The 23,395-nt window shown below is 53.8% G+C and carries 22 protein-coding genes; 17 read left to right on the top strand and 5 right to left on the bottom strand.

Annotated elements, in window-relative coordinates; translation table 11 throughout:
* Complete coding sequence (locus FE848_RS10265) at positions 1 to 1,185, bottom strand: thiamine pyrophosphate-dependent dehydrogenase E1 component subunit alpha (RefSeq protein ID WP_200202705.1); 1,185 nt, start codon at positions 1,183 to 1,185, stop codon at positions 1 to 3.
* 336 nt (positions 1,186 to 1,521) lie between these two features.
* Here FE848_RS10265 and FE848_RS10260 point away from each other — a divergent pair, with 336 nt between their 5' ends.
* The 8 genes from FE848_RS10260 (at position 1,522) to FE848_RS10225 (ending at position 9,710) form a co-directional block, all read left to right on the top strand.
* A complete protein-coding gene (locus FE848_RS10260) occupies positions 1,522 to 4,137 on the top strand; it encodes a DUF2339 domain-containing protein (protein WP_227715275.1) in 2,616 nt (871 codons plus the stop codon).
* On the top strand, positions 4,134 to 4,517 hold the full coding sequence (locus FE848_RS10255) for a DUF2750 domain-containing protein (RefSeq protein ID WP_200202703.1): 384 nt from the start codon (positions 4,134 to 4,136) through the stop codon (positions 4,515 to 4,517). Before FE848_RS10260 ends, FE848_RS10255 begins: the two co-directional genes overlap by 4 nt.
* A gap of 46 nt (positions 4,518 to 4,563) precedes the next feature.
* Positions 4,564 to 5,004 carry a thioredoxin TrxC gene (gene trxC, locus FE848_RS10250; protein ID WP_200202702.1) on the top strand — a complete coding sequence of 147 codons (441 nt, stop codon included), beginning with the start codon at positions 4,564 to 4,566 and terminating at the stop codon, positions 5,002 to 5,004.
* Between the two features lie 2 nt (positions 5,005 to 5,006).
* Positions 5,007 to 5,366 (top strand): thioredoxin family protein, encoded by a 360-nt coding sequence (locus FE848_RS10245; protein ID WP_227714539.1) that lies wholly within the window; start codon positions 5,007 to 5,009, stop codon positions 5,364 to 5,366.
* Between the two features lie 327 nt (positions 5,367 to 5,693).
* Positions 5,694 to 7,070 carry a GGDEF domain-containing protein gene (locus tag FE848_RS10240; protein ID WP_200202701.1) on the top strand — a complete coding sequence of 459 codons (1,377 nt, stop codon included), beginning with the start codon at positions 5,694 to 5,696 and terminating at the stop codon, positions 7,068 to 7,070.
* Positions 7,071 to 7,084: 14 nt separating this feature from the next.
* Positions 7,085 to 7,264: a hypothetical protein gene (locus tag FE848_RS10235; protein WP_200202700.1), complete on the top strand. Its 180-nt coding sequence runs from the start codon at positions 7,085 to 7,087 to the stop codon at positions 7,262 to 7,264.
* Between the two features lie 158 nt (positions 7,265 to 7,422).
* Positions 7,423 to 8,904, top strand: coding sequence for an esterase/lipase family protein (locus FE848_RS10230; RefSeq protein ID WP_200202699.1), 1,482 nt, complete (start codon positions 7,423 to 7,425; stop codon positions 8,902 to 8,904).
* Positions 8,905 to 9,011: 107 nt separating this feature from the next.
* On the top strand, positions 9,012 to 9,710 hold the full coding sequence (locus FE848_RS10225) for a crotonase/enoyl-CoA hydratase family protein (RefSeq protein ID WP_200202698.1): 699 nt from the start codon (positions 9,012 to 9,014) through the stop codon (positions 9,708 to 9,710).
* An 18-nt stretch (positions 9,711 to 9,728) separates the two neighbouring features.
* On the opposite strand, the gene FE848_RS10220 is transcribed toward FE848_RS10225, so the two are convergent.
* A complete protein-coding gene (locus FE848_RS10220) occupies positions 9,729 to 10,556 on the bottom strand; it encodes a M90 family metallopeptidase (protein ID WP_200202697.1) in 828 nt (275 codons plus the stop codon).
* 199 nt (positions 10,557 to 10,755) lie between these two features.
* Between FE848_RS10220 and FE848_RS10215 the strand changes: the two genes are divergently transcribed.
* The 7 genes from FE848_RS10215 (at position 10,756) to FE848_RS10185 (ending at position 17,469) form a co-directional block, all read left to right on the top strand.
* The gene (locus tag FE848_RS10215; protein ID WP_200202696.1) at positions 10,756 to 10,956 is read left to right on the top strand and encodes a DUF1656 domain-containing protein; all 201 of its coding nucleotides are present in this window, start codon (positions 10,756 to 10,758) and stop codon (positions 10,954 to 10,956) included.
* 9 nt (positions 10,957 to 10,965) lie between these two features.
* Positions 10,966 to 11,850 carry an HlyD family secretion protein gene (locus FE848_RS10210; protein ID WP_200202695.1) on the top strand — a complete coding sequence of 295 codons (885 nt, stop codon included), beginning with the start codon at positions 10,966 to 10,968 and terminating at the stop codon, positions 11,848 to 11,850.
* A gap of 4 nt (positions 11,851 to 11,854) precedes the next feature.
* Positions 11,855 to 13,927: an FUSC family protein gene (locus FE848_RS10205; protein ID WP_320159512.1), complete on the top strand. Its 2,073-nt coding sequence runs from the start codon at positions 11,855 to 11,857 to the stop codon at positions 13,925 to 13,927.
* 23 nt (positions 13,928 to 13,950) lie between these two features.
* Positions 13,951 to 14,982, top strand: coding sequence for a threonine aldolase family protein (locus FE848_RS10200; RefSeq protein ID WP_200202694.1), 1,032 nt, complete (start codon positions 13,951 to 13,953; stop codon positions 14,980 to 14,982).
* A 105-nt stretch (positions 14,983 to 15,087) separates the two neighbouring features.
* A complete protein-coding gene (locus FE848_RS10195; RefSeq protein ID WP_200202693.1) occupies positions 15,088 to 16,344 on the top strand; it encodes a dicarboxylate/amino acid:cation symporter in 1,257 nt (418 codons plus the stop codon).
* A gap of 65 nt (positions 16,345 to 16,409) precedes the next feature.
* On the top strand, positions 16,410 to 16,775 hold the full coding sequence (locus tag FE848_RS10190; protein WP_200202692.1) for a thiol-disulfide oxidoreductase DCC family protein: 366 nt from the start codon (positions 16,410 to 16,412) through the stop codon (positions 16,773 to 16,775).
* Positions 16,776 to 16,794: 19 nt separating this feature from the next.
* A complete protein-coding gene (locus FE848_RS10185; protein ID WP_200202787.1) occupies positions 16,795 to 17,469 on the top strand; it encodes a hypothetical protein in 675 nt (224 codons plus the stop codon).
* An 18-nt stretch (positions 17,470 to 17,487) separates the two neighbouring features.
* On the opposite strand, the gene FE848_RS10180 is transcribed toward FE848_RS10185, so the two are convergent.
* Complete coding sequence (locus tag FE848_RS10180; RefSeq protein ID WP_200202691.1) at positions 17,488 to 18,342, bottom strand: PA4780 family RIO1-like protein kinase; 855 nt, start codon at positions 18,340 to 18,342, stop codon at positions 17,488 to 17,490.
* 288 nt (positions 18,343 to 18,630) lie between these two features.
* On the opposite strand from FE848_RS10180, the gene yeiP reads away from it, so the two are divergent.
* Entirely contained in the window at positions 18,631 to 19,197 is a 567-nt protein-coding gene (gene yeiP, locus FE848_RS10175; RefSeq protein WP_200202690.1) for an elongation factor P-like protein YeiP, read from the top strand.
* A 51-nt stretch (positions 19,198 to 19,248) separates the two neighbouring features.
* Here yeiP and FE848_RS10170 read toward each other — a convergent pair whose 3' ends face one another.
* Both FE848_RS10170 and FE848_RS10165 read right to left on the bottom strand, forming a co-directional pair.
* Positions 19,249 to 21,291, bottom strand: coding sequence for an alkyl/aryl-sulfatase (locus FE848_RS10170; protein WP_200202689.1), 2,043 nt, complete (start codon positions 21,289 to 21,291; stop codon positions 19,249 to 19,251).
* 109 nt (positions 21,292 to 21,400) lie between these two features.
* Complete coding sequence (locus FE848_RS10165) at positions 21,401 to 22,420, bottom strand: AraC family transcriptional regulator (RefSeq protein ID WP_200202688.1); 1,020 nt, start codon at positions 22,418 to 22,420, stop codon at positions 21,401 to 21,403.
* Between the two features lie 199 nt (positions 22,421 to 22,619).
* Between FE848_RS10165 and FE848_RS10160 the strand changes: the two genes are divergently transcribed.
* On the top strand, positions 22,620 to 23,393 hold the full coding sequence (locus FE848_RS10160; RefSeq protein WP_200202687.1) for a hypothetical protein: 774 nt from the start codon (positions 22,620 to 22,622) through the stop codon (positions 23,391 to 23,393).
* The last annotated feature ends 2 nt before the right edge of the window (positions 23,394 to 23,395 follow it).

Below are 23,395 nucleotides of genomic sequence, written 5' to 3'. Positions count from 1 at the left end.
CTATGCCCCTCCCTGAACGTGGATAGCCGACTTGGGATACTCATCGGGATATTTGCGAATGTGTGCTTTCAGCTTTTCGAACTGCGCGTTCAGCAGCGGGGGCACTTCGTCGTAAACATCCGTTACCAGGGTTTCCAAAGGAGGAGGGGGGAGCTTTTGGGCTCGCTTCATGGTTTCCAGCACTTCACGGCGCATACGTTCCTGCAGCTCTTTTTCTTCGCTCTCGCTCCACCATTTTTTCCTGGTGAGCCAGTTTTGCATGCGCAAGATAGGATCTTTTTCACGCCACACGGCCTCTTCATCTTTGCTGCGGTAGCCGGAGGGATCATCGGATGAGGAATGCGCCGCCAGGCGATAGGTCATGGCTTCGATGAGTACCGGGCGGTTCTCTTCCACGGCCAGTTTGCGGGCGGCTTCGGTGGCCTGATAAACGGCCAGTATGTCGTTGCCGTCGACACGAATGGTATCCATTTTATAGCCGAACCCACGAGGCGCTATGCCGTCGGCGGCAAACTGTTCATTCGCGGGGGTGGAAATGGCGTAACCATTGTTACGGCAGAAGAAAATAGCGGGCACACGGTGTACGGCGGCCATGTTAAGGCCCGCGTGGAAGTCGCCTTCCGAAGCTGCGCCCTCACCAAAGTAAACAATGGTGCAATGGCCGTCGCCGGCCATTTTCTGGCCATAGGCATAGCCGGTGGCCTGGGGGATCTGAGTGGCAAGGGGGGATGAAACAGTCATGTAATTGAGTTTGCTGGAACCATAATGAACCGGCATCTGGCGGCCTTTGCCGTAGTCCCGCTCATTACCGAACAGCTGGTTCATGAACTCATCAATAGTGAAGCCGCGATAGGCCAAAGCACCTTGCTCACGGTACTGGGCCATGATCATGTCAGCGTCGTTCAGGGCCGCAGCGCTGCCGATAACGGAAGCCTCTTCACCGGTGCATTGCATGTAGAAGCTTAGGCGGCCTTGTCGTTGGGCGCCCAGCATGCGTTCATCCAGAATGCGGGTGGTGACCATGGCGCGGTAAATTCGTAGCGCTTTGTCTTTGTCGATGACAGGCGCTTTGCTGCCTTTGTAGAGCGAGCCGTCCTGTTTCAGGAGTTTGAGTGTCGGAATGTGATATTCCGAGCCGTCTGTAAAGACAGGGGTGTAAACGGATTTGTACTTTGTTGTTGTCATAATCCTCTTCCTGGGGTGATGGCTTGAGGAACAAAATGCCCCTTGTGGGGGCCTCGTTAAGTTATGGAGCCTTGTTCTATTTGCCGGTGATTTTCCAGAGTATAGAACGCATTGAGCAACCCTGCCGGTGTTGCAATATGGCTCTTATTGCCAGTTCGCCCGGTTTGGATAAAACCGGATTAAACAGGACAAAGTTGACCTTAACGTAAAGTGCGAGCTTTGGGTAGTGTCCTTTACGGGTGAGCTATTGCTTCAGAGAAGTTAGACTGCACACTGCACCAGCGACTCGCGCTGCACCAGATGGAAACTTCGAAAGGATAAAGGGATTTGGAAGCAATGCTCATTTTGCTTGGCGTGGGCCTGGCACTGTTCATACCCGTGGGCTCTGTTCTGGGCTTCATGGCTTTTCAGCAGCGGAATGCACACTCTGCACGCATTGAATCCCTGGGTCAGGAGGTCTCGGAGCTGCGCCGGGAAATTGAGATTCTCCGAAGCTCTGGTGGATCAAATAAGCAACAGCCAGATGGTTCTCTGCCTGCAGCCGAAGGCTTGGCCTATGTCCAGCCGCCGGCGCCAGAGCCAGCACCGGTTCCTGTTGCAGCGAAGACTGAATGGGCCGAAGAGCCTGGCGTTGGGGCAGGTGATTGGCTGGATTCAGTTGCACCGGGTCGTGATTATTCAGGCATCAAAAAGGCCCTGAAAGAAAACTGGATGGTCTGGCTGGGTGGCCTGAGTGTGGCTCTGGCGGGGATATTCATGGTCAGCCACTCCATCAGCGCCGGGCTGATTGGCCCTGTACAGCAACTGTTACTCGCTCTGGTTACGGGCCTTGCCCTGCACGCAGGCGCGGAATACCTGCGCAGGCGGCACATGAGCACAGATCAGGTGTTTGCCGCCTTGGCGGGCGGGGGCAGTATCACGCTATACGCCGCATTGCTTGCCGGAGTTCACCACTACCAGCTAATCAGCCCGGTTGTCGGGTTAATCCTGCTTGCGGCTGTGTCTCTGGCTACCATGGCTTTGGCTCTGGTGCATGGCCCACTGCTGGCCATTATGGGGCTGAGTGGCGCCTATATCGTGCCTTTGCTTATTGGTGGCGAGGACGGCAGCGTCGCCTTTGTGCTCTCGTACAGCTTTCTGATTACGATCAGTTCGCTGCTATTAATGCGTTATGTTTTCCGTGATTGGCTCTGGTACGCCACACTGGCCGGTGCCTTGCTTTGGTGGGCAGCCACCGTGGCTGCAGCCCCTGCTGAGTTGGCAACGGCGATGTATTTGGCCGCCTTGTTTGTTGCTTTTGCATTCTTGCCGGGCGAAGAGCAGGCCGCACCTTCACGTTTGCGTGAGGCGCTTCTGCCGTTGTTGGCGATTTGGGGTATTTCGATTGCACATCAATCTGTTGATAACCCGTCGTTGTGGAGTTGGCTGCTCATTCTGCCGGTCGCATCCCTGATTCCTCAGAGCCGGGGTACGCTGTGGTTTTTGCCTTGGGGTGCCGTGTTAGCCAGTGCTGCCGGTTGGTTGCTGTATATGGGTCGAATGGATGGCGATCTGTTTTACTTGATGCAGATTCCCCTGGCGCAGCAGGCTGGTTTTGTCAGCTACCTGATTGCCGCTGCCATCACCACCACTGGTTTGGGCCTCTGGCTGTGGGGGCGCTATGCCGACCAGCGGCGATGGGCCTCGTTAACCCTGCTTTCGCCGCTGGTATGGCTGGTGCTTGGCTGGCTGTTGCTGCAAGGCTATGGCGAAACTTCGGTTGTGTGGGCGGTTGCCACCTTGGTGCTTGGGGCAGTATACGGCGTTCTGGCCTGGCGGATGGAAGGGCTGGCTCGCTATGGGAACGGCGTGGTCTGGGCCTTGATGGCGGCGCACGTCAGTTACTCACTGGCCGCAGTGATGGCTTTCCGTGAAGCATCACTCACCCTGGCCTTATCGGTTCAGTTCGTCAGCCTTACCTGGCTGGCTCGGCGCTATCAGATGCCAGAGCTGTACCTGATGCTGAAGTGCGTATTGGCGCTGGTGGTTGCGCGGCTCACTTTCAATCCCTGGATACAAGGTTACGATGCCAGTGTGCACTGGACATTGTGGACCTATGGCGGAGCCACGCTGCTGGCGGCGGTTGCTACCAGGCTTTCAGAGAAGGAACATCCGATTCGCCCCTGGCTGGAAGGCGCAACCCTGCATTTGCTGGTGCTGTTCCTGGGCGCTGAGCTGCGTTACTGGCTGTACGATGGCGACATCTTTGTTCACGAATACAGCCTGATCGAAGCGACCATGAACACGCTGCTCTGGGGTGCGCTCAGTGTGACTTATGCAGTTCGCGGCAAAGCCAGTCAATCGCTGAGGTGGCTGTATCGGTTATTCTCATGGGTTCTGCTGGCACTCTCTGCCCTCAGCTATCTCACGTTGCTCACGTTACACAACCCCTGGTGGAGTGACGCCGTCATTGGCAGCACGCCCATCTTCAATATATTGCTGCCTGCATTTGGTGGCCCGGTATTGCTGGCCTTTGTTATCAGCCGTTTCCCGCAGATTGTGCCCAGGCTCTGGTCGCTGAGTGTTGCAGGGGCGGGATTCCTTTTATTTACGGCTCTTGAGATTCGCCAGCTTTGGCAGGGTAGTGATATGGCGTTGTGGCATGGCATGACAGAGGGCGAGCTGTATACCTATTCGGTAGTCGGCATGCTTTACGCCATAGTGGCAATCCTCTACTCCACTGTTTATTCCGCAAAAAGTACCCATATCATCTTGTACAAGGTGGGCATGGCCTTGCTGGGGCTTGTGATTGGCAAGATCTTCCTTATTGATATGGCCGGCCTGCAAGGGTTCTGGCGGGTCGCGGCCTTTATGGGGTTGGGGCTCGCTCTCCTGGGTCTTGCATGGATGTACCGAAAAGCTCAGGGAGTTAACCCTGAGCCTGATTCATTAAACAGAGATTCAGATTTATGAATAGCGAAGAACTAGCCAGCGTACTCGAAATGGATGGTGAAGAGAGATACGACTACTTCCTGAGCGAAGTATTGGAAGAGCGGGAGATCTGGATACTCGTTAATTCGGAGAGCCGCTTCCTGTCCATAGTGTCGGAGGATGACGGTGTAGCACATTTGCCGGTTTGGCCCAGCTCCGAATTTGCCGTTGAATATGCCAAGGGCGCAGATGGTTTGACCCCGAAAAGTATCTCGCTGCCAGATTTTTTCAAGAAATGGGTACCTGGATTATCGAAAGACGGCCTGCAAGTGGGTGTATTCCCGGGGGCCGATAAAACTCTGTGGATAACAGAAGCAGATGAGCTGAAAAAAGACCTGCAAGATGAACTGTCCAGTTTCTGATGTATAGATAGCCAAACTGACATTATAAGTGTGAAGAGGTGAATGCATGACTGACGATCTTAAACATGTTGTTTGTCCACATTGCGACAAGTTGAACCGTGTGCCGGCTGAGCGGCTGGCATCTGGCGGTAACTGTGGAGCCTGCAAGCAGCCATTATGGCCGGGCGAAGTGCTTGAGCTGACGGGGCAAAATTTTGCTCCCCACACCGGGCGCAGCGATGTGCCTGTACTGGTAGATTTCTGGGCAAGTTGGTGTGGCCCCTGCAAAATGATGGCACCCCAGTTTGAGCAGGCGGCTCAGGGCTGGAAGGGCAAAGTACGTTTTGCCAAGCTCAATACCGAAGAGCACCCTGCACCGGCAGGCCAGTACAATATTCGCAGCATCCCTACCTTGATACTGTTCCGCAATGGCCGCGAGCTTGCACGGCAAAGTGGTGCAATGAACCAGGGCCAGATTGATCAGTGGTTGAAGAGTAACGGTTGCTGAAGATGGGTGGCAGCATGAGGGTGATTGATAGTGAAGACGCACTGGTAGAGCTTGTTAATACGAGTTCTGCAGCCCTTGTGCTGTACGGTGGTGCAAGCTGTGGCGTGTGCCAGTCGGTGAAACCACAGCTGGAGCGCATGGCCAGGGAGGAATTTCCTGAGCTGATTATGGCGTATGTAGATTGCCAGGCGTCTGCACCAGTGTGTGCCTCGCGGGGCATTTTTTCACTGCCAGTCATTCACCTCTGGTTTCAGGGGCAACGCTTCGCCGAGTTTTCCAGAGTCTTCTCTATGGGCGATGTGCGTTCGGCGTTAGAGCGTCCATATTGTTTGACGATTCAACAAGATATCGCTGAGCAGTAAATGATCTGATCAGTTAACGGTCATGTTTGTCGAACGCCCGTTTTAACTGGCCTGAGCAGGCTTGTCCCGCGCCTTTTCACAAAGTTATCCACAGATTTTGTGGGTATACTTAAAACTATGTCAGCTTCTCGGTAAATGACGGCGTTCATTTGAATTCAGAGGGGCTCTTATGGATGTTATTGGCCGCTCGGACACAGTCGCCAAAAGGGTCTATACTGATTTTGGTTACCAGAAATCGGCTTGGATTTACGACCGGAGCCAACTCAAGGTGCGCCGTATCGAAGCGCATGGTCATTATTACCTGCCCCAGACAGGAAGAAACTACATATGACATCGGATCAGTCCTGGAAAGAAAAATATTTTCATGAGCTGGAGTCTGTAAAGCATAGAGAAGAGCGCTGGAAGATCGAGCGCAATGCACTTGAGCGCATGCTGGTGTGCATCAGCCTGGCCTCTGAAGGACAGACGCAGGAGCTGGATCGCTTGCTTGCCAGAGTCCGATCTGACCTCCTCAAGAACAGCGTTGATGTAACTATCTGGGAAGATTTGCAGGCACAGATCGATCGTCAGGTTGCTCAGTTGGATGCTGCTGCTCCCCGTACTTCCAGAAACCGCAGCGAGCCATCTACCGAAACTGCCACTGAAGTAGAAAATAGGCAGCGACTTTTGATCGCCCGGCGTGTTGGACATCTGATTGGTCAGCTGCTCAGCCAGGTTTCTTTAGAGGCGGAAGCAGAGACGCATGCAAGGAATTTGCAAAGATCGCTTCTGACCAGTGACAGCTGGGAAGAGTTGAGGGAAGGGCTAAACCAGGTGGCAGATCTGGTGATAGCAGCAGTCACCCGTGGCCAGCGCGAATTCGAGAGCTTCCTGAAGCGTCTGGATGAGCGACTCGAGGCGCTGAAGCAGCATTTTTCGGTTCAGTCGAGTGCTCAAACCGGCCGTCAGGCAGCTGCAGAAGCCCTTGAGCGGGAAATTCGTGAAGAGATCGAGCTGGTTAGCCAGCATATCGAAGCCAGTGATGATCTGCAGGAATTGAAAGATTCAGTTGGCCGCCATCTGGAAGGTATCGGCATGGTAGTTAGTCGGTTCCAGGCTCAGGAATCCGAACGGGAAAAAGCGCTATCCCAAGAGCTGGCGGCAATGCGTGAGAAGGTGGCTCTGATGGAGGCCTACTCGGGTCAGATGCAGGGCCAGGTTCGTAAGGAACGCGAGCGTGCCATGACGGACCAGCTTACCCAACTTCCCAATCGTGAAGCATGGCGGGAAAGGATGGCCTTTGAGCTGAATCGCTGGCAGCGCTATCAGTATCCACTGACACTCAGCATTCTTGATATAGATTTGTTCAAACGCGTGAACGACTCATATGGCCACAAGGCTGGCGACAAAGTGCTTCAGGTCGTAGCCCGGGAGATAAAAAAACGCGTGCGCACCACCGATTTTGCGGCCCGCTTTGGTGGCGAGGAGTTTGTCGTACTGTTTCCGGAAACGCTTCCCGACGAGGCACATGCTGTGCTGGATAAAATTCGAGCCCATGTCAGTGCTTTGCCATTTCATTTTGGCGGGGAGCGGCTGACGATTACGTTCTCTGGTGGTCTGGCAAGCTTTGGCCCCGATGATACCGAAGAAATGGTGTTTAACCGAGCCGACCGGGCACTCTATCTTGCCAAGGATAGTGGCCGGAATTGCATCAAGGTCGGCTAGCTAAGGAGTATTTTATGGGCGTACTGCTAACAATACTTGCCGTTTTGTTCATTGCGTTGATTATTATTCTGCCTTTGGCCGAGAAATATGCGCCAAAAGACGAAACGGGAAACTATGGCAACATAACGCGTTTTATCTTTCCGCTGGTGGCGCTCTTGATCGTTGCCCAAATGGTTCGGTACTACTTTTCCTGAGAGCATTTTTGGGCCCGGCCTCGTCAGTCTTCTTTACACATTCCTCAAAGCCAGTTGGGCCGATAGGGCGCAAGTCCTCGCCTCTACCAGAGAATTAATCTTCCGGAACGAATATCGCATGCATCAATGCAGGATCAGCCTGAAAGGATGCACGACTCATGAGCCAGTTCCACCCCATTATCTACGTTCGTGGCTACGCCATGACCGCCAGCGAAATTGCCGATACCGTTTCCATGCCCTATATGGGCTTCAATCTGGGCGCGACCAAAGTGCGTCAATCCTGGGACGGAAGTATTTATAAACAGGTCTTCGAATCGCCCATGATGCGCCTGATGAAAGACTACGGCTACACAGATGCGTTTTCCGATGGTGCCGAGGTCGACCGCGACATCACGCCTAAAACCGTTGTTATATACCGCTACTACGATCAGGCAGACCGGGATTTCGGCGAAGGAAAGCCACTTTCAATTCCCGCGGCAGCTCTGCAATTGGGTGATTTGATTCTGAATATCCGCGACCAGCTATGCGGAGACGATATGGATCGCCGGGCAGAGTTCCGGGTGAATCTGGTGGCGCACTCCATGGGTGGCCTGGTGTGTCGGTGTCTTTTACAGAATGGTGGAATCAGCAGCCCGGCCGTTCGGCAGGTAGTGGACAAGGTGTTTACCTATGCCACCCCGCACAATGGTATTGAAATGGCCGGTATCAACGTGCCGGAGTTTCTCGGGCTTTGGGATATCAACAACTTCAACCGGTCAGTCATGGCAGACTATCTTGGGTTTGACGGCAAGCCTTCCAGAGTGGATTCCCTGGATGGCAAATTCGATCCGGACCGGTTTTTCTGCCTGGTGGGAACAAACCAGCAAGACTATGGTGCCGCCAAAGGCGTGTCCAAGTGGCTTGCGGGCAAGATGAGCGATGGGCTGGTTGCGATCGAGAATGCGGCCGTTCAGGGTGCGCCCAGAGCTTTTGTATATCGCAGCCACAGCGGCCCCTACGGCATTGTTAATTCCGAAGACGGCTACCAGAACCTGGTACGCTTTCTGTTTGGTGATGTGCGCGTAGACGGGGTGATGAATGTGGAATCCTTGCCACTGCCGCCTTCGGTAGAAAAGGCCAGAAAAGAAGGTCGTCGGGTTCGCGCGTCCTATTATTTTGAAGCGACTGTTTCCCCCCGGGGCGCTCGCAGTTTTAGGCTCACAGAAAGGCGTAAAGAAACCTTCAGCGCAGTATTGCGAAAATTCGACGAAATGATGAAACCAAAGCGGGCAGGGCTGGACTCTGCGCGTTCTCCAATGCTGTTCTCCGCATTTCTCGATAGTTCAAAAATTACGGTTGATCGGGGTCGAACCATGGTGATGACTGTCGAGCTTGCCGTTTCTGCCACCGATTATTTTGTAGATGGAGCCCCTTGGACAGAGCACCGGGTGGAAGGGGAATACCTGTATCGGGATACACTCACGTTGAAAATGACGCCCACTGAAGACGGATGGAATCTGCGTTATGTCACCACGGATGAACAGTGGAGCGAGCGCGGTGGCAGTAAGGCCGAGCAGGATGGTGACAACTATCTGATCCCCCTGGCGTCAAAGAAGGGTTTCAAGGCCCAATTGCAGGTGAAACTCCGGCGTAGAAGCTGACAAATCAGACAAGAAACGGGTTCCTGGTGAATAATGATTTGTGGCTGCAGGCATAAGCTGGCAAAGTTCTGCGAAATCAGACCTATCTCCACCAAGAGGAAACGCCGGTGACCGACCTAGTAAGCTACTCACTCAATGACGGTGTTGCGACCGTAGTGCTCAACAACGGCAAGGTGAATGCCCTGAGCCATGAAGTGTTTGAACAGTTGCACAAAGCTCTCGATCAGGCAGAACAGGATAAAGCAGTGGTTATCCTGACCGGGCAACCTGGTATTTTCTCCGGCGGCTACGATCTGAAAGAAATGCAAAAGGGAATGAAGGAAGCCGCTGCCCTGGTGACTGTTGGCTCAAAGTTCACCCGCCGTCTGGCCGCATTTCCGTATCCGATTATCGGAGCATGCAGCGGCCATGCACTTGCAAAAGCAGCGTTTGTTCTGCTCTCTGTAGATTACCGTGTAGGTGTTGAGGGCAGTTTCAAGCTGGGACTGAACGAAGTGGCTATCGGCATGACCATGCACCATGCAGGCATTGAGATTGCCCGCCACCGTCTGGCGCCGGCACATTTTTACCGGTCGGTGATCAATGCAGAAATATACAGCCCTGAAGGCGCTGTAGTTGCAGGATACCTGGATGAAGTGGTTGCTCCGGAACAGCTTATGAGCCGTGCGAATGAACTCGCCCAGGGCTTCCGTAAACTGAACATGAGAGCCCACGCCCAAACCAAGGTGAAAACCAAAGCGGGTTATCTTGAGTTGCTGGATCGCAGCATCGAGATGGATGCGCAGAGCCTCGGCCTTAACGGTTAAACCGCCAATCTTGCGGGGCTAGCTCGGGGCCAGCTCTCCAGGATCCACTCTGTAGAAGTCCCGAAGCAGATCATACACTGCCGGCTGTTGTTCTTTCAGGTGTTGCGGTTGCTGATAGAAGGTTTCTGTCAGCACAGCAAAGAACTCAGCCGGCTTTGTTGCGCCATAAGGATCGAGCCAACTTGTGCTCCGATGCATGAGCGAGTGCCTTAGGTTGTTAAAGGCAGTAGTCATAATCTCCTGCCATTCTTTTGCTTGCTCGCTACCAAGAGGCGGAGCGCCGTCTGCAGAGCCATCCAGGTAATCAAGCTGGTGGGCAAATTCGTGAAGAATTACATTGTGCTCGCTGCCCGCACGCATAGCCCCGCTTTCACACTCTGACCAAGCTAACACTACCTGGCCTAGTGAGGATGCTTCTCCGGCCCTGATCTGATCGCTCACGCCAACCACCATGCCATCACGCTCGGATGCCTGCACCCGGTATACATCCGGGTATACAAGGATGCTGCGAACGTCATCAAAATCCCCATATGAGCGCTTCACCGTGAGAAGGCATGCGTGCCCGGCAATGGCTACCCGAACGCGATCGTCTATTTCAAATCCGTCGCATCCGTAAAAGTTCTTTTCTGCGATGAAGAGCTGAACCTGATCCCTTAGAGTTTTCTGCAGTGGTGTTGGCAATTGGCGATACAGGGGTACCGTTGTTTGGAGGTGTTTTCGCCAGGCTTTTGGGAAGGGCTGTTTCAGTTCTCTTTCACGCCGCCAGGTGCGGTAGAAGAACAGATAGAAAACAGCCAGTGCAATGAGAGCTGCGGAGAATAGTGCAAATACAGATGCTGACGACATGTTCTTAAGCTCGCTTCGTGCGTATGTGCCGGCTGTTTGCTGTAATCTCAAACCATTCGTGTTTGGCAGAGCAAATTCAGGCTGCGGAGAAATCATCACGTTGCTAGCATACGCTAGTTGGCTGATAGCTTGAATCGCACCTATCATCAGACACTTGATTGCAAAAAAACGATGGCAGAGCAGCAGTAATAGGGATGACATGCTTCACGAGATGAGTATTGGTGGAATGTTGTTTAGTCCGTTTGTGGTGCTGGTGCCCTTTGCATTTGTTATGGCGGCCATCACCCGGGGCGTTTTGCACTATACAGGCCTGCGCACCTACATCTGGAAGAAAGCCTGGTTCGACGTGGCAACGTTCGTCTGCTGGTTGGCTGCTATTGTTTATCTTTTTGCGAATTAAAGGGCTCTCATGGGAAGGCTAGGGCGTATTGGACTGACATTGCTTGTGGTGGCTGCGGCGGTTGTTGCCGGAACCTGGGTATGGGATCACTATCTCTATTCGCCCTGGACACGGGACGGGCGAATTCGCGCAGACGTCATCACGATCGCTCCCGATGTGTCGGGCTGGGTAACCGAGTTGAGCGTTAAAAATAACCGACTTGTGAATAAGGGTGACCCTCTGTTCACAATTGACGACACCCGTTACCGGGCAAAATTTGCCGAGAGCAATGCGCGGCTTGCTCAAGAGCGTACGGGTTGGGACTTGGCCAGGCATCAGTATGAGCGCCGGCAGCGCATGGCTGACCTTCAGTCTATCAGTGAGGAAAGTCTTGAGGCTTATCGTATTCGTGCCGAGGCGGCGAAAGCCAGCTACCAGCTTGCACAAGCGGAACTTGATACGGCCAGAATCGACTTGGAGCGAACACAAGTGCTGGCGCCGGAAAGCGGTATCGTGAATAACCTCAGCCTGCGGCGAGGCAACTATGTGGCCCGGGGGGAGGCGGTTTTATCGCTTATCAACAATGACTCCTTTTATGTGACGGGGTATTTTGAAGAAACCAAGTTGCAGCAAGTGCATGTTGGGCAAAAGGCCCGAATTACTCTGCTTTCTGGCGGGGAAAAGCTGAGTGGTGAAGTGGTCAGTATTACCCGCGGAATTGCAGATTCAAACACCACCAGCGACAGCCTTATGTTGCCGAAAGTGCAGGCAGCGTTTAACTGGGTGCGGCTGGCTCAGCGTATACCTGTTGATATTGCACTTGACCCATTCCCTGACAATCTCAATATCAGTGCGGGCATGACGGTTTCCATCTATCTGGAAACAGACACGGAAAACACTCCGGAAGAAGAGTAGCAACGTGGCATCCTTGGCGCTCCCACAACTTGCGACACAGCTGTTTACCCCAAACCGGCGCACGGTGATATTCGCCCTGAAAGGGGTCATATCCATGGCGCTGGCGTTGTTTGTATCCATGTATTTGCAGCTTGATCGGCCCTACTGGGCGGTGGTGTCTGCTGTCTTTCTGCAGATTCGCCCCGAGAGCGGATTGGTGATTGAAAAAGCCCTGTGCCAGATTTCCGGATCAGTGGTCGGTGGCGGCGCGGGGATTTTAATACTGGCGCTGTTTATGCCATACCCGTTGCTGGCGCTTGCGTGCCTCACTCTCTGGATAGGCCTCAACTCTGCAGCCTCGTCTATGGTGCATAACGCCAACTTTATCTACGCCTTTGCCATGTCGGGAATGACGGCTGGCCTTGTTGTAATTATGGTTGTGGCGGACCCCAATGCGAACGATGGCCGTGCGGTCTTTGATATTGCCCAGTCCCGTATCAGCGAAATCAGTGTGGGGGCCCTCTGTGCCATGTTGGTCAGCCGCCTGTTGTGGCCGGTCACAGTCAAGGAAAGCCTTCGAAATCACGCCCGGAATGTCATCAACAAAACGCTTGAATACCTCTCGCTGGAGCTGGACCCTAAGAGTACCCATGAACAGCGCCACCAGCATGCGGATGAGATTCTGGAAACGCTGATTGTACTGAACGATGACTCCAGTGCAGTGGCCTATGAAGGGCCCGAAGGGCCGGGACGCAGCCGGGCAGCACACCTGTTAGTTAACAAGGTGATGTCGCTGCTTGCGGTCACACAGATAATGGGGCGCTTTCCCCGCAACCATCCGGAACTGGTTTCGCCCGCGTTTGGTGTGCTGCTCAAGGATATGCGGATGTTGTTCATTGCTATTGCAGAGGCGCCCAGTTACGAAGAATCCTACAACCAGGCTCAGGAACTCAGGCGCGCGCTTCTGGAGCACAAGGCGGCCTATGTAAACGAATCTGCCATCGTTATACGCCTCACCCAAACCGCAGTGGAATTGGTGGCGGACCTGGTTATGGTACTGCGAGCGTATAATGCGCTGGAAAATCGCGACCAGACACTGCTCAAAGCGTCCAAGCTGAAAACCCACAGGGATCCCCTGATAGGCGTAGTAAATGGCTTCAGGACAGCCGTGGTGTTCGCAATTGGGGCAGGGGTGTGGATGAGCACAGGTAGCCCTGCAGCCATAATGCTGATGATCATGCCGGTTGTGTTTTCTATTGTGTTTGCCCGGTTTTCACTGGCGGTGTTGATTAACATGCTGCGGCGCCTGTTACTCAGTGTGGTGGTGGCGATTCTCGTGGCACTGGTTTATGGGTTGGGGTTGCTTGCCAAAAGCAGTGGGGATTTCGAGATATTGGTGCTGGTGCTTGCCGGGCCATTTTTCATCGGCCTGCTTGCCCTTGCCGAACGCCCGACCCTGCCTTATGGCTTAGGCATTTGTATCCCCTTCACGCTTATTGTTCAGCCTGGCAACCACATGGCATTCAATGCCGATACAGCCACCAGCAATGCTCTGGGGCTGTTTGTGGGAATCAGCATTCTCTACTGGGTGTTCAAGCTGATCACCCCGTTGGATGGGCAGTTCATGCAGCGGCGATTGCTGAAAGCAACCGCCCGCGACCTGACCAGCATTGATTATCAAAATCGGCCGGAGAACTGGCTTAACGGGCGTATGGGGGAGCGCCTGTTGCGGTTAGCCAATTACGATCAAGGGTCGGGTAACCCCAGTCGCCATATGACAGACCTGGGCTTCACCGGTCTGAACATAGGCCACATGTCCATTCGCCTGAGGAGGCGCATCGAGAACCATCGAAGTGCCGAGGTAGATGCGAAACTCGCCGAGTGGCAGCAGGTACTTGCAGATACCTACCTTGTGAGTTCCCAAGGAAAAAAGAACCCCCGGTTCAGAGAGGTGAGTGCGGAACTGTTGGCGGCGATCCACTCGGCCAGGGAACCCGATGCACAAACGTCAACCGTTGAGGGCATGTTCGAGCGTATAGCGCTGACCTTTGAACGAACCGCCAAAGGTATTGCCGAAACCAAAAGCCAGAGTGTTTAGCCATCCGATGAAGGAGTGCTGCCGTGTCACGGTCAGAACAGTTTGCCAGCGATAATTACAGTGGTGTTTGTCCGCAGGCATGGAAGGCCATGGAAGCGGCAAACCGGGTAGACGAACCAGCCTACGGTGAGGACAGTTGGACACAGCGGGCGGCCGATGGTTTGCGATCTTTGTTTGATACAGATTGCGATGTCTACTTTGTATTTAACGGTACGGCTGCCAACTCGTTGGCATTGGCGTCCATAGGGCAATCCTTCCATAGCGTGATCTGCCATGAGTTGGCGCATATTGAAACTGATGAGTGCGGCGGGCCGGAATACGCCTCCAATGGTGCCAAGCTATTACTGGGGCAGGGCGAAAACGGAAAGCTGACCCCCGAAAGCATTGAGCACCTGGTGACCAAACGCACAGACATTCACTACCCCAAACCCAAGGCACTAAGCCTCACTCAGGCAACGGAAGTGGGCACAATCTACACCCCGGATGAGCTTCGGGAGATCCGCATGCTGGCGGATCAATACAAGCTGAATATCCACATGGACGGTGCACGCTTTGCGAATGCGGTGGCGGCGCTGGATGTGCATCCGTCAGAAATCACCTGGAAGGTGGGTGTTGATGTGCTGTGTTTCTCCGGGACCAAGAATGGTTTGGCCCTTGGCGAAGCGGTGGTTTTCTTTAACAAGGCACTGGCCGAGGACTTTGAATGGCGCTGCAAGCAGGCAGGGCAGCTGGCCTCCAAAATGCGGTATATCTCTGCGCCCTGGTGTGGTTTGCTGGAGAACAACGTGTGGCTGGACAATGCCCGCCATGCGAATGCCAGTGCGAAAAGGCTGGCTGACGGGCTGGCGGGGTTGCCGGGCATCAAGCTCCGCTACCCACGGCAAATAAATGGTGTTTTTGTAGAAATGCCCGAGCCTTTGCAGGCGGCTTTGCGGGCAAAAGGGTGGCGCTTCTACAACTTTATCGGAGGTTGTGCTCGTCTCATGTGTTCCTGGGCCACTACCCCGGCAGTGGTTGATCAGTTTCTGGCGGATGTGCGGCAACTGCAGGCGTAGGTCTGTGGTTTACCCGCCGGACGATTTCCACCACAATCGGCGCCATCCCCGATAAGGAGCTCATACTATGCTGATCTACTCATCAACCTCACCCAAGGCGATCTGATGAGAGCCCTCTTTAATAAATACCTGAATTCCTCACTCATTCTTCGCGTAAGCATAGCGTTGGTGTTGGGCGTGGCCGTGGGCCTGATCGGTGGCCAGCAAGCAGCTGATTGGCTGGCGCCTTTCGGGGAGCTTCTGCTGCGTCTGCTCAAGTTTCTTATTGTGCCTATCGTACTGTTCACGCTTATGGTTGGCATCAATCAAGCCAATATTGGCAGCATGGGCCGGGTTGGGAGAAAGTTGTTCGGGTTCTACGTGATGACGTCAGCCTTGGCCATTGTGGTCGGTTTGGTGGTGGCAACTCTGCTTGAGCCGGGAAGCGGCATTGCTCTGGACGAAAACGCTGAAGTAAACGTACCGGACAACCCCGGGTTTGTGAGTGTGCTGCTGAGAATTGTGCCCGACAATATTTTTACGGCGTTCACCGAGCTGAACCTTTTGGGAATCATCTTCACTGCCATTGTGTTTGGCATTGCGCTCCTGAAGCTGCGAGAGAGTGAGGCACATGCAGAGCTTGGCGAGCATCTTTATAAAGTTGTTGAAGGGCTTAACGAGATCACTTTGAAGGTCATGGCTGGCGTACTTCAGTACGTCCCCATCGGTGTATTCGCGATTGTAGCCAAGACGGCGGGTGAGCAGGGTATATCTACCATATTGGCTCTGGGCGATATGGTGATGGTGCTTTATATTGCGCTGGCTGTGCATCTGGTTGTTTACTGCATTTTGATGCGGTTTTATGGCGTGGGTATTCGCGAGTTTTTCCGGGCAGCTCGCACACCTATGGCTACGGCGTTCGCCACTCAGAGCAGTTCCGGTACGCTACCACTGACGCTGGATGCTGCAAGACGTCTGGGCATACCCAAGCGAATTTACGGTTTCAGTCTGCCGCTGGGTGCCACCATAAATATGGATGGGGCAGCAATCCGTATCGCGATTTCTGCGGTGTTTGCGGCCAATGTGGTTGGCATTCCTCTGGATCTGGTGACCATGGCTGAAATAGTGCTCATTGGTACGCTTACGTCTATAGGTACAGCGGGAGTTCCAGGCGCAGGCATCGTAATGATTGCAACGGTTTTTGCCCAAGTGGGTTTGCCAATTGAAACCGTGGCGCTCCTGGTATCCATTGATGCATTGGTTGGCATGGGCGCGACCGGGCTGAACGTGACCGGAGACCTGGTGGGTACCGCAATCGTTGCGCGGAGTGAAAGCAAATACCAGGATGATCCAGCGGCTTCAGGAGCGGAATCTGCCGCCTGAGCAAAGCCGGGTCTGTTGATGTGATAGAGTACCTTCCAGGCTTTCTTTATGACTGGAGGGCACTTATGAGTAAGTCGCAAAGTAAACTGATTGTTTTCTATGACGGCTCATGTCCCGTTTGTGTCAGGGATCGGCGCTGGTATGAAAAGCTGGCAGGAAGAACCGGAGACTCAGTTGAATGGCTGGATATCACCGGCCGTGATGAGGAACTGCGCCAGCAGGGGGTAGACCCCTACAAGGCGCTCCGCGAGCTGCATGTAAAAGATGATCAGGGTGAAATTCACCGTGAGATGGATGCCTACATACTGCTTATGTCGCGAGTTTTTTTGCTGAAACCTTTGGCATGGCTAATTTCCTTACCCTTGATCCGGCCTACGCTGGCGAGGCTGTATCATTCATGGGTTGGGCGTCGCCTTGGTGAGCGCGCCTGAATCCATTTCAGAGGTTTTTATGGCTCGCTTTGAGTTGCTAGGCACTGCAATTATTCCTGGTAAGGGCACCCAGTTGCGGCTACTGCAGCGCAACGATGAATTCTCTATCCGCATTGCCGGCACAAGCGGTGAGCTGATGAACACTCGCTTGCACGGCTCTGAAGATGCTTTGGCAACTCTGGCCTGTGAGCGTATTGCAGACCATCCTGCACCAAAAGTGCTTATAGGCGGGCTTGGTATGGGCTTCACCCTCGCAGCGGCCTTGCAGTCGCTGGGTGACACCGCAGTAGTCACCGTTGCCGAACTGGTGCCGGAGGTCGAGCAGTGGAATCTTGGCCCTTTGGGCAGCGCTTCAGGCTACCCGCTTCAAGACCCCCGCGCGAAGGTGCACATCGGTGATGTGGTGCAACTGATCAAGGATTCGCCTGCCAGTTACGATGCTATCCTGCTGGACATCGATAATGGCCCTGAAGGGCTAACTCGTAAGGAAAATGACTGGTTGTATTCTGCTGCGGGCATTGCTGCCGCGCAGGAAGCCCTGCGGCCTGAGGGTATTCTGGCCTATTGGTCAGCCGGGCAAGATCCTGCGTTTACGGAGCGTTTGAAACGAGCCGGGTTGTCGGCAGAGGCAGTCACCGTTCGCGCCCACCGTCCTGGCAAAGGCGCAAAGCATGTTATCTGGCTTGCCTGGTGAATGACTGGACGACGAGAACTAGTCCTCGTCGTCCAGTTGCATGCGCTCCAATCGATCTCTTTCTTCTTCTTTGGCGGCTTCAATTACAGCCATAAGCTCTTCTACATCAGCGCTGGCGGTGTCGTGCTCGAAGCATCCCGTCAGTTTGCTGTCGGGCTGCAAATCTCCACGCTCGTAAAGCGCCCAGATTTCTTTGCCATAATCGGTCACAAGCAAATCGGGGGCGAACTTGGCAAAATAGCGGCGCATGTTATCCACATCCCGCTCCAGCATGCGCTCGGCGTTGTTGTTGCCTGCTGCGTTAACCGCCTGGGGAAGATCAATAATCACCGGGCCATTGCTGTCGACCAGCACGTTGAATTCTGACAAGTCACCGTGGATCAGCCCGGCACTCAGCATCCGCACAATCTCTGCGATAATCCGGCCGTGGTAGTCCCTTGCTTCTTCCGCAGTGAGGGTTACGTCGTCCAGTCGTGGAGCCGCTTTGCCGTCAGCATCGGCAATCAGTTCCATCAGCAACACGCCGTCTACAAAGCCTTTTGGTTCCGGAACGCGCACGCCGGCTTCCGCAAGCCGGTACAGGGCATCCACTTCGGCGTTAAGCCATGCGTCTTCCTGTTCTTTCTGGCCGTAGCGTGTCTTTTTGCTCATGGCCCGTGCCCGGCGGGTGTTGCGCACCTTTCTGCCTTCCTGATACTCAACGGCCTGCTTGAAGCTCCGCTTTTTTGCTTCCTTGTATACCTTGGCGCAGCGAATATGCTCGCCACTGCGCACTACGTAAACCTGCGCTTCTTTTCCGCTCATAAGCTGGTAAAGCACTTCGTCCACCAGGCCGTCGTCGACCAGAGGCTGTAATCTCTTGGGTACTTTCATAACACCTTTCAGTTTTGCAGTAAGCGGGCTAACCATACACGATGCATAGGCCTTAATATGCCGGAACGGGCAAAGGCACTGGCTACAAATGCTGTACAGCTTACATCAAATTGCCATTTCTGATGTGAATCTGATTGCAGCCTCAAGAAGCTTTTTTTTCGAATGGCTTATAGTATTGGCTTGTTTTGTATCGGCAGGCTGGGTCTACGGGTAGAATTACCGAGTGGAACACACGCAGACTCAGGTCTGATATAGAAGCGTTTAGAGACTGTTTTGGAGCTTTAAAATATGCCTAGAGCAAGTGAAATCAAGAAGAACTCTGCAGTTGAATACGAAGGTCGGGTTTATTTCGTCAAGGATATTGATCGCTCTGTTCCCCAGGGCCGTGCTGGCGGCAGTCTCTACCGCATGCGTATGTACGATGTGGTAACGGGTAACAAGATCGACGAGACGTTCAAAGACACCGACATGCTGAACCTTGCCGATCTTGTACGCAGGCCAGCTACCTTCTCCTATTCCGATGGCGAAGAATACGTCTTCATGGATAGCGAAGACTTTACCCAGTACAGCCTGAACCGGGAAGCGATTGTCGACGAGCTGCTGTATATCACTGAAGACACTCAGGGCATTATGGTGATTCTGATCAGTGATGCGCCGGTTGCGCTGGTGCTGCCGCCAATCGTTGAGCTTGATATCGAGGAGACGGACCCGTCGGTAAAGGGTGGGTCAGCAACGGCTCGCACCAAGCCTGCAAGAATGGCTACAGGTCTGGTTATCCAGGTTCCTGAGCACATATCCACCGGTGATCGCATCAAGGTCAACGTGGAAGAGCGGAAGTTTTTGAGCCGGGCGTGATTTGACTGATGCTGGTCCTGGCCGTCAACACGAGCAGGACCAGCGCTATGCTCAGGGGGTCACTATGTTGAATTTACCCTCTGGCTTGTCCAGCATGCTGAAGAACCGGAGGAGGTCCAGCTTGCTACCTTCAAAACTGATCTCGTCGCTGAACAACATATCTTTCAATCCCGCCTCGCCAATCAGAATGTCCACAAACAATGGCTGAGTCAGTTTCAGAGTTGCGTCTGCGGGCGTATCACTGTCAGTCCTTCTGTTGTGCAGAACCGAGTTGTCCAGAGTTAACAGGTAGCTTTCGTTAAGGTCAGTGAAGGTAACCTTGATGCTCATAGACTCGCCTTCAGCATCGTCTGCTTTCAGGCGTACTGCCATACTGTCGAAGAACAGCGAAACCGGCGTATTGAGCAAGACGTCTTTCATTGCGACAGGCTTGATACCCTCAGTAGGTCCTCCATGGCGTAGCTCATAAGCCCCAGTAAGGTAAAAATTGCGCCAGGGTGCTGATTCGGCCTGATACCCGAGTTGATCGTAAACCTTTGCCAGCAAGGCTGTGGCCTGCTCATTGTTTGGTTGAGCAAAAACAACATGATTCAGTAGTTCTGCCAGCCAACGATAGGTCTTCTTGCCTTCGCTCGTGTTCATATCAGCTGCCGCGTCAAAGTTGCCCTGTGCCTTTTCCAGGATGCTGTCAGCGCCTCCCATCATCTCGACGTAACGCTCAGCAGCTTCTGTCTCCGGTAAAGGATCCAGCTTTGCGGGATTGGCGGTAAACCATCCCATATAGTGCTGATACACCGCTTTTGAATTGTGGGAGAGGGTTCCGTAGTAGCCTTGATTGTGAAAGTCTTCATTTAGAGTGGCCGGGAGCTTGAGGCTGTCGGCGATTTCGTTGGGAGTGAAACCACGGTTCATGAGGCGAACGCTTTGGTCATGAATGAACTTATAGGTGTCCCGCTGTTTGATCAGGAAGTCCTGAATCTTGTCTTGTCCCCACAATGGCCAATGATGGCTGGCAAAGTAGATGTCTGCGTCGGAAAACTGGTTTCTGGCCTCATCAATGAAGGCGCTCCAGATGCGGGCATCGCGAACCTTTGCGCCTCGCAGGGTATAAAGGTTGTGCATGTTCCGGCTGACAAGTTCGGCACCGCAGAAAGCCTTGAATTCGGGTAGATAGAAAGTGAACTCAGAGGGGGCTTCGGAGCCGGAGACGATCTGGAAGATCATTTGGACACCATCAACGGTCAGTTCACTGCCTGTCTTGCTGACCAGCTGGGTTGGTTGGGCAAATCCGAAGTTGCCGAAAGCAGGGCCCTTGCCGAGGCCTGTCCCCACGTGACCTCGCTCGTCACGATCGAGCCGCTTCCCATACATGTATATGGCTCGCCGCGTCATTGCAGGGCCGGCGATGATGTTTTCGCTGGTGGCCTCTTCCTCAAAACCTTCCGGTGCGATAATTCTCAGCTCGCGCGTTTCTTCTTCGGAAAGATGCTGGAGAACACCCTGCACTCCGCCAAAGTGATCGATGTGGCTGTGGGTGAAGACGATGGCTTTCAGTGGTTTCTTGCCGAGGTGTTCCTGCGCGAACAAAAACGCCTTGCTTGCGGTTTCGCGTGAGGTCAGCGGATCCACCAGAATCCAGCCGGTGTCGCTCTCAATGATCGACATATTGGCCAGGTCGTAGCCGCGGACCTGGTACAGGCCATCGGTGACCTTGAATAGGCCATGGATGTTATTGAGCGAAGCCTGACGCCACAGGCTTGGATTGACAGATGCGGGCGCATTTTTGCCATCCTCATCAATAAACGCATATTCAGGCATATTCCAGATCGCCTTATTGTTCTGGCCCTGAACAATTAGATCTGGATCCTGAGCAATCAGGCCACGGCGCGCGTTCTCGAAGTCTTCGCGATTGCTGAAGGGGCGCTGTTCAAGCACTTCCTTGTTAATTCGGTTGGTAATGTCTGTTGGTGCTGTATGGCCTGTGGCACTGGCACCGGTCTCTTGGATTGGTCCGGAGTCGCAACCAGTGATGCTCAGAACAACAACGATCACTGGCAGAATGATGCGCTTTGGATAAAAGAGTTTTGATTTCATGATGGGCCTGTTGTTATTAGCGGGACGGATCATGAAAGTGTAGCGTCGTCAGGTTCCACCGCTTGTCTTGAGCGGACATTTGCATATCCGCAGTGACCTGCCTCGCTGATCAGTGGGGAGAGGTTTTATTCCGAAACCCAGACGGAGTTTTTCCGAAGTGTCGGGTAAAAGCTCTGGAGAAGTTGCCGGTATCGGTGAAACCGACCCGTAGGGCGATGTCAGTGATGCTCAGGCTCGTGTGTGTCAGATAGTGTTCGGCCAGCTCCATGCGACATTGCTGGACGAGATCCCGGTAGGTTGTGTTTTCGTCTTTCAAGCGGCGGCGCAGGCTGCGTTCTGTCAGGTTGAGCCTCTGAGCAATCACGGAAATGTTCGGCTCGCTCTTTTCGAGTTGCGCGTTTAATAGTTGCTTCACCTGGTGGGTAAGCGGTACGTCTCCAAGACCTCCGACGTAAGACTGCACGAGGGACTCGCTGTAGGCCGACATCTGTAAATCACCCATAACCTCCGCGCGCTTTAGTTGTAAACGGTTCAGCCAGACCGCGTTTTGGGCAGCGCCAAAGGCGACGGGAGCACCGAAGAACCGGGACCAGGCTTCCGGGCGCCGTGGGGAGGGCTGCAAGAACTCTACTTTGTCTACGAATGGCCTTGCGGCCCCCAGTTGATCTGCAAATCGTGTAAGAGTGGCCAAAAAGCTGTCGATTGCCATGGTACTGATGGTCACACCTGGAATGGGGTCAATACAGAAAACCAGGTTTTGAGGTGTCTGTTCGATGCGTATGCTGGCCGAGTTGCTCACCAGGGCAGAGTATTGTCCCAGCTTGAGGAACGCCTGCTCGAGGTTTCCGGCTGTATGCATCAGTAAACCGAGAGCGCGAAAATTCATCGGCTGAACATACTGAGCAACGGACAGCCCGAACGCTTCATCTCCGGTTGCTTCGAGGACAACCTCCCAAAACCGGGTCATTAGCCTCACATCCAGGCGCCCCTCTGGATGACTGACGAACTCTTCCCGGTTCAGTTGTGCAGCTGCGAGAAGGGGGCCAGGCGGGATACCTCTGGCCTCAAGAGCCTGACAGATAGCCAAGGGCCATGCGGCGAGTGTTGTATAAGTCGCTTTTTTTGTCATTGAATGAGTCATCTGACCGTCTGGCATTGCGTCCGGGACAATTCCTGACAGCCAAATTAACTGATGTCGGTCGCCAAAGGCTATTAAAACTGAGCGACCAGGCAGTTGAGTAGGGGTTGGGTATGGCGAAATCGAAGCAGCGGTTGTGGGGGCATGGTGCTATGGTAAGGACAGAATCAAAGTGGAGTAGTTGTAGGACATGCCCATTTCGGAAGGCGCGAAACATTACGTTCTGATGCTGATTCCCAGCCTGCTGGGCGATATTGAAAAGCTGGGGCTGCGCAGAATTATCCGCACTTCTGACTTCTCGGAGCAGAAGGTGACGGCTCTTTATTTCGAGTTTGTGTCTATCAAACGGGTTCTTCCCGATAATCCCGAATCCATTGAACCAGCTATTTGGGAGCACTTGCTCCACTGCGTGCGAGTGATGAGTTCACTGGTGAACCTGGCCACAACTGAAGACCTGGAGCGTGCGCGGGAAACGGCGGTTCGCCGATATTACCCCCACGCCAAAGAGAAGCTGAAAAACGAATACGAACAGATGCGGAGCGAGGGCAAGGTGGACTTCCGGCTTGCCCGCATCCTGCGACAGGGGAATTTGCCGGAAAACTCCGGGCAGGTGTGCATGGAGGCAATCAGGCGTGAGCGGCAGCAGCGTGTAGAATCCATCAAATACCTTGGCATAGAGCACTTAACCGACAACGAAGCCTTCGTTGTGGAGTCTGCCAAAGCCCACGTAATGTCTCAGATCGACGAGGCCCCGGAAGATTTTGGCACTCTCGATTTGGTTATCCGCCTTCTGGATCTCCTGCGTCTGGTGCTTGTTCTGGAATCACGCTCGCCCGGTGGTGCCAGTGCTGTATCCTCCAACTTTACCGTGGAGAACATCGTGCTGGGTATCGGCAATGCGATGTATCGCGGAGAACTGGGCCTGACCGTGTCTGCACTGGGCTTGGCCAGAGTCAACAAGTAGGG

Source organism: Marinobacter sp. 1-3A, assembly GCF_016597775.1.
Classification (GTDB): domain Bacteria; phylum Pseudomonadota; class Gammaproteobacteria; order Pseudomonadales; family Oleiphilaceae; genus Marinobacter; species Marinobacter xiaoshiensis.
Note: the sequence above shows the minus strand (reverse complement) of the source record. Positions and strands in the feature narration are given on the sequence as shown.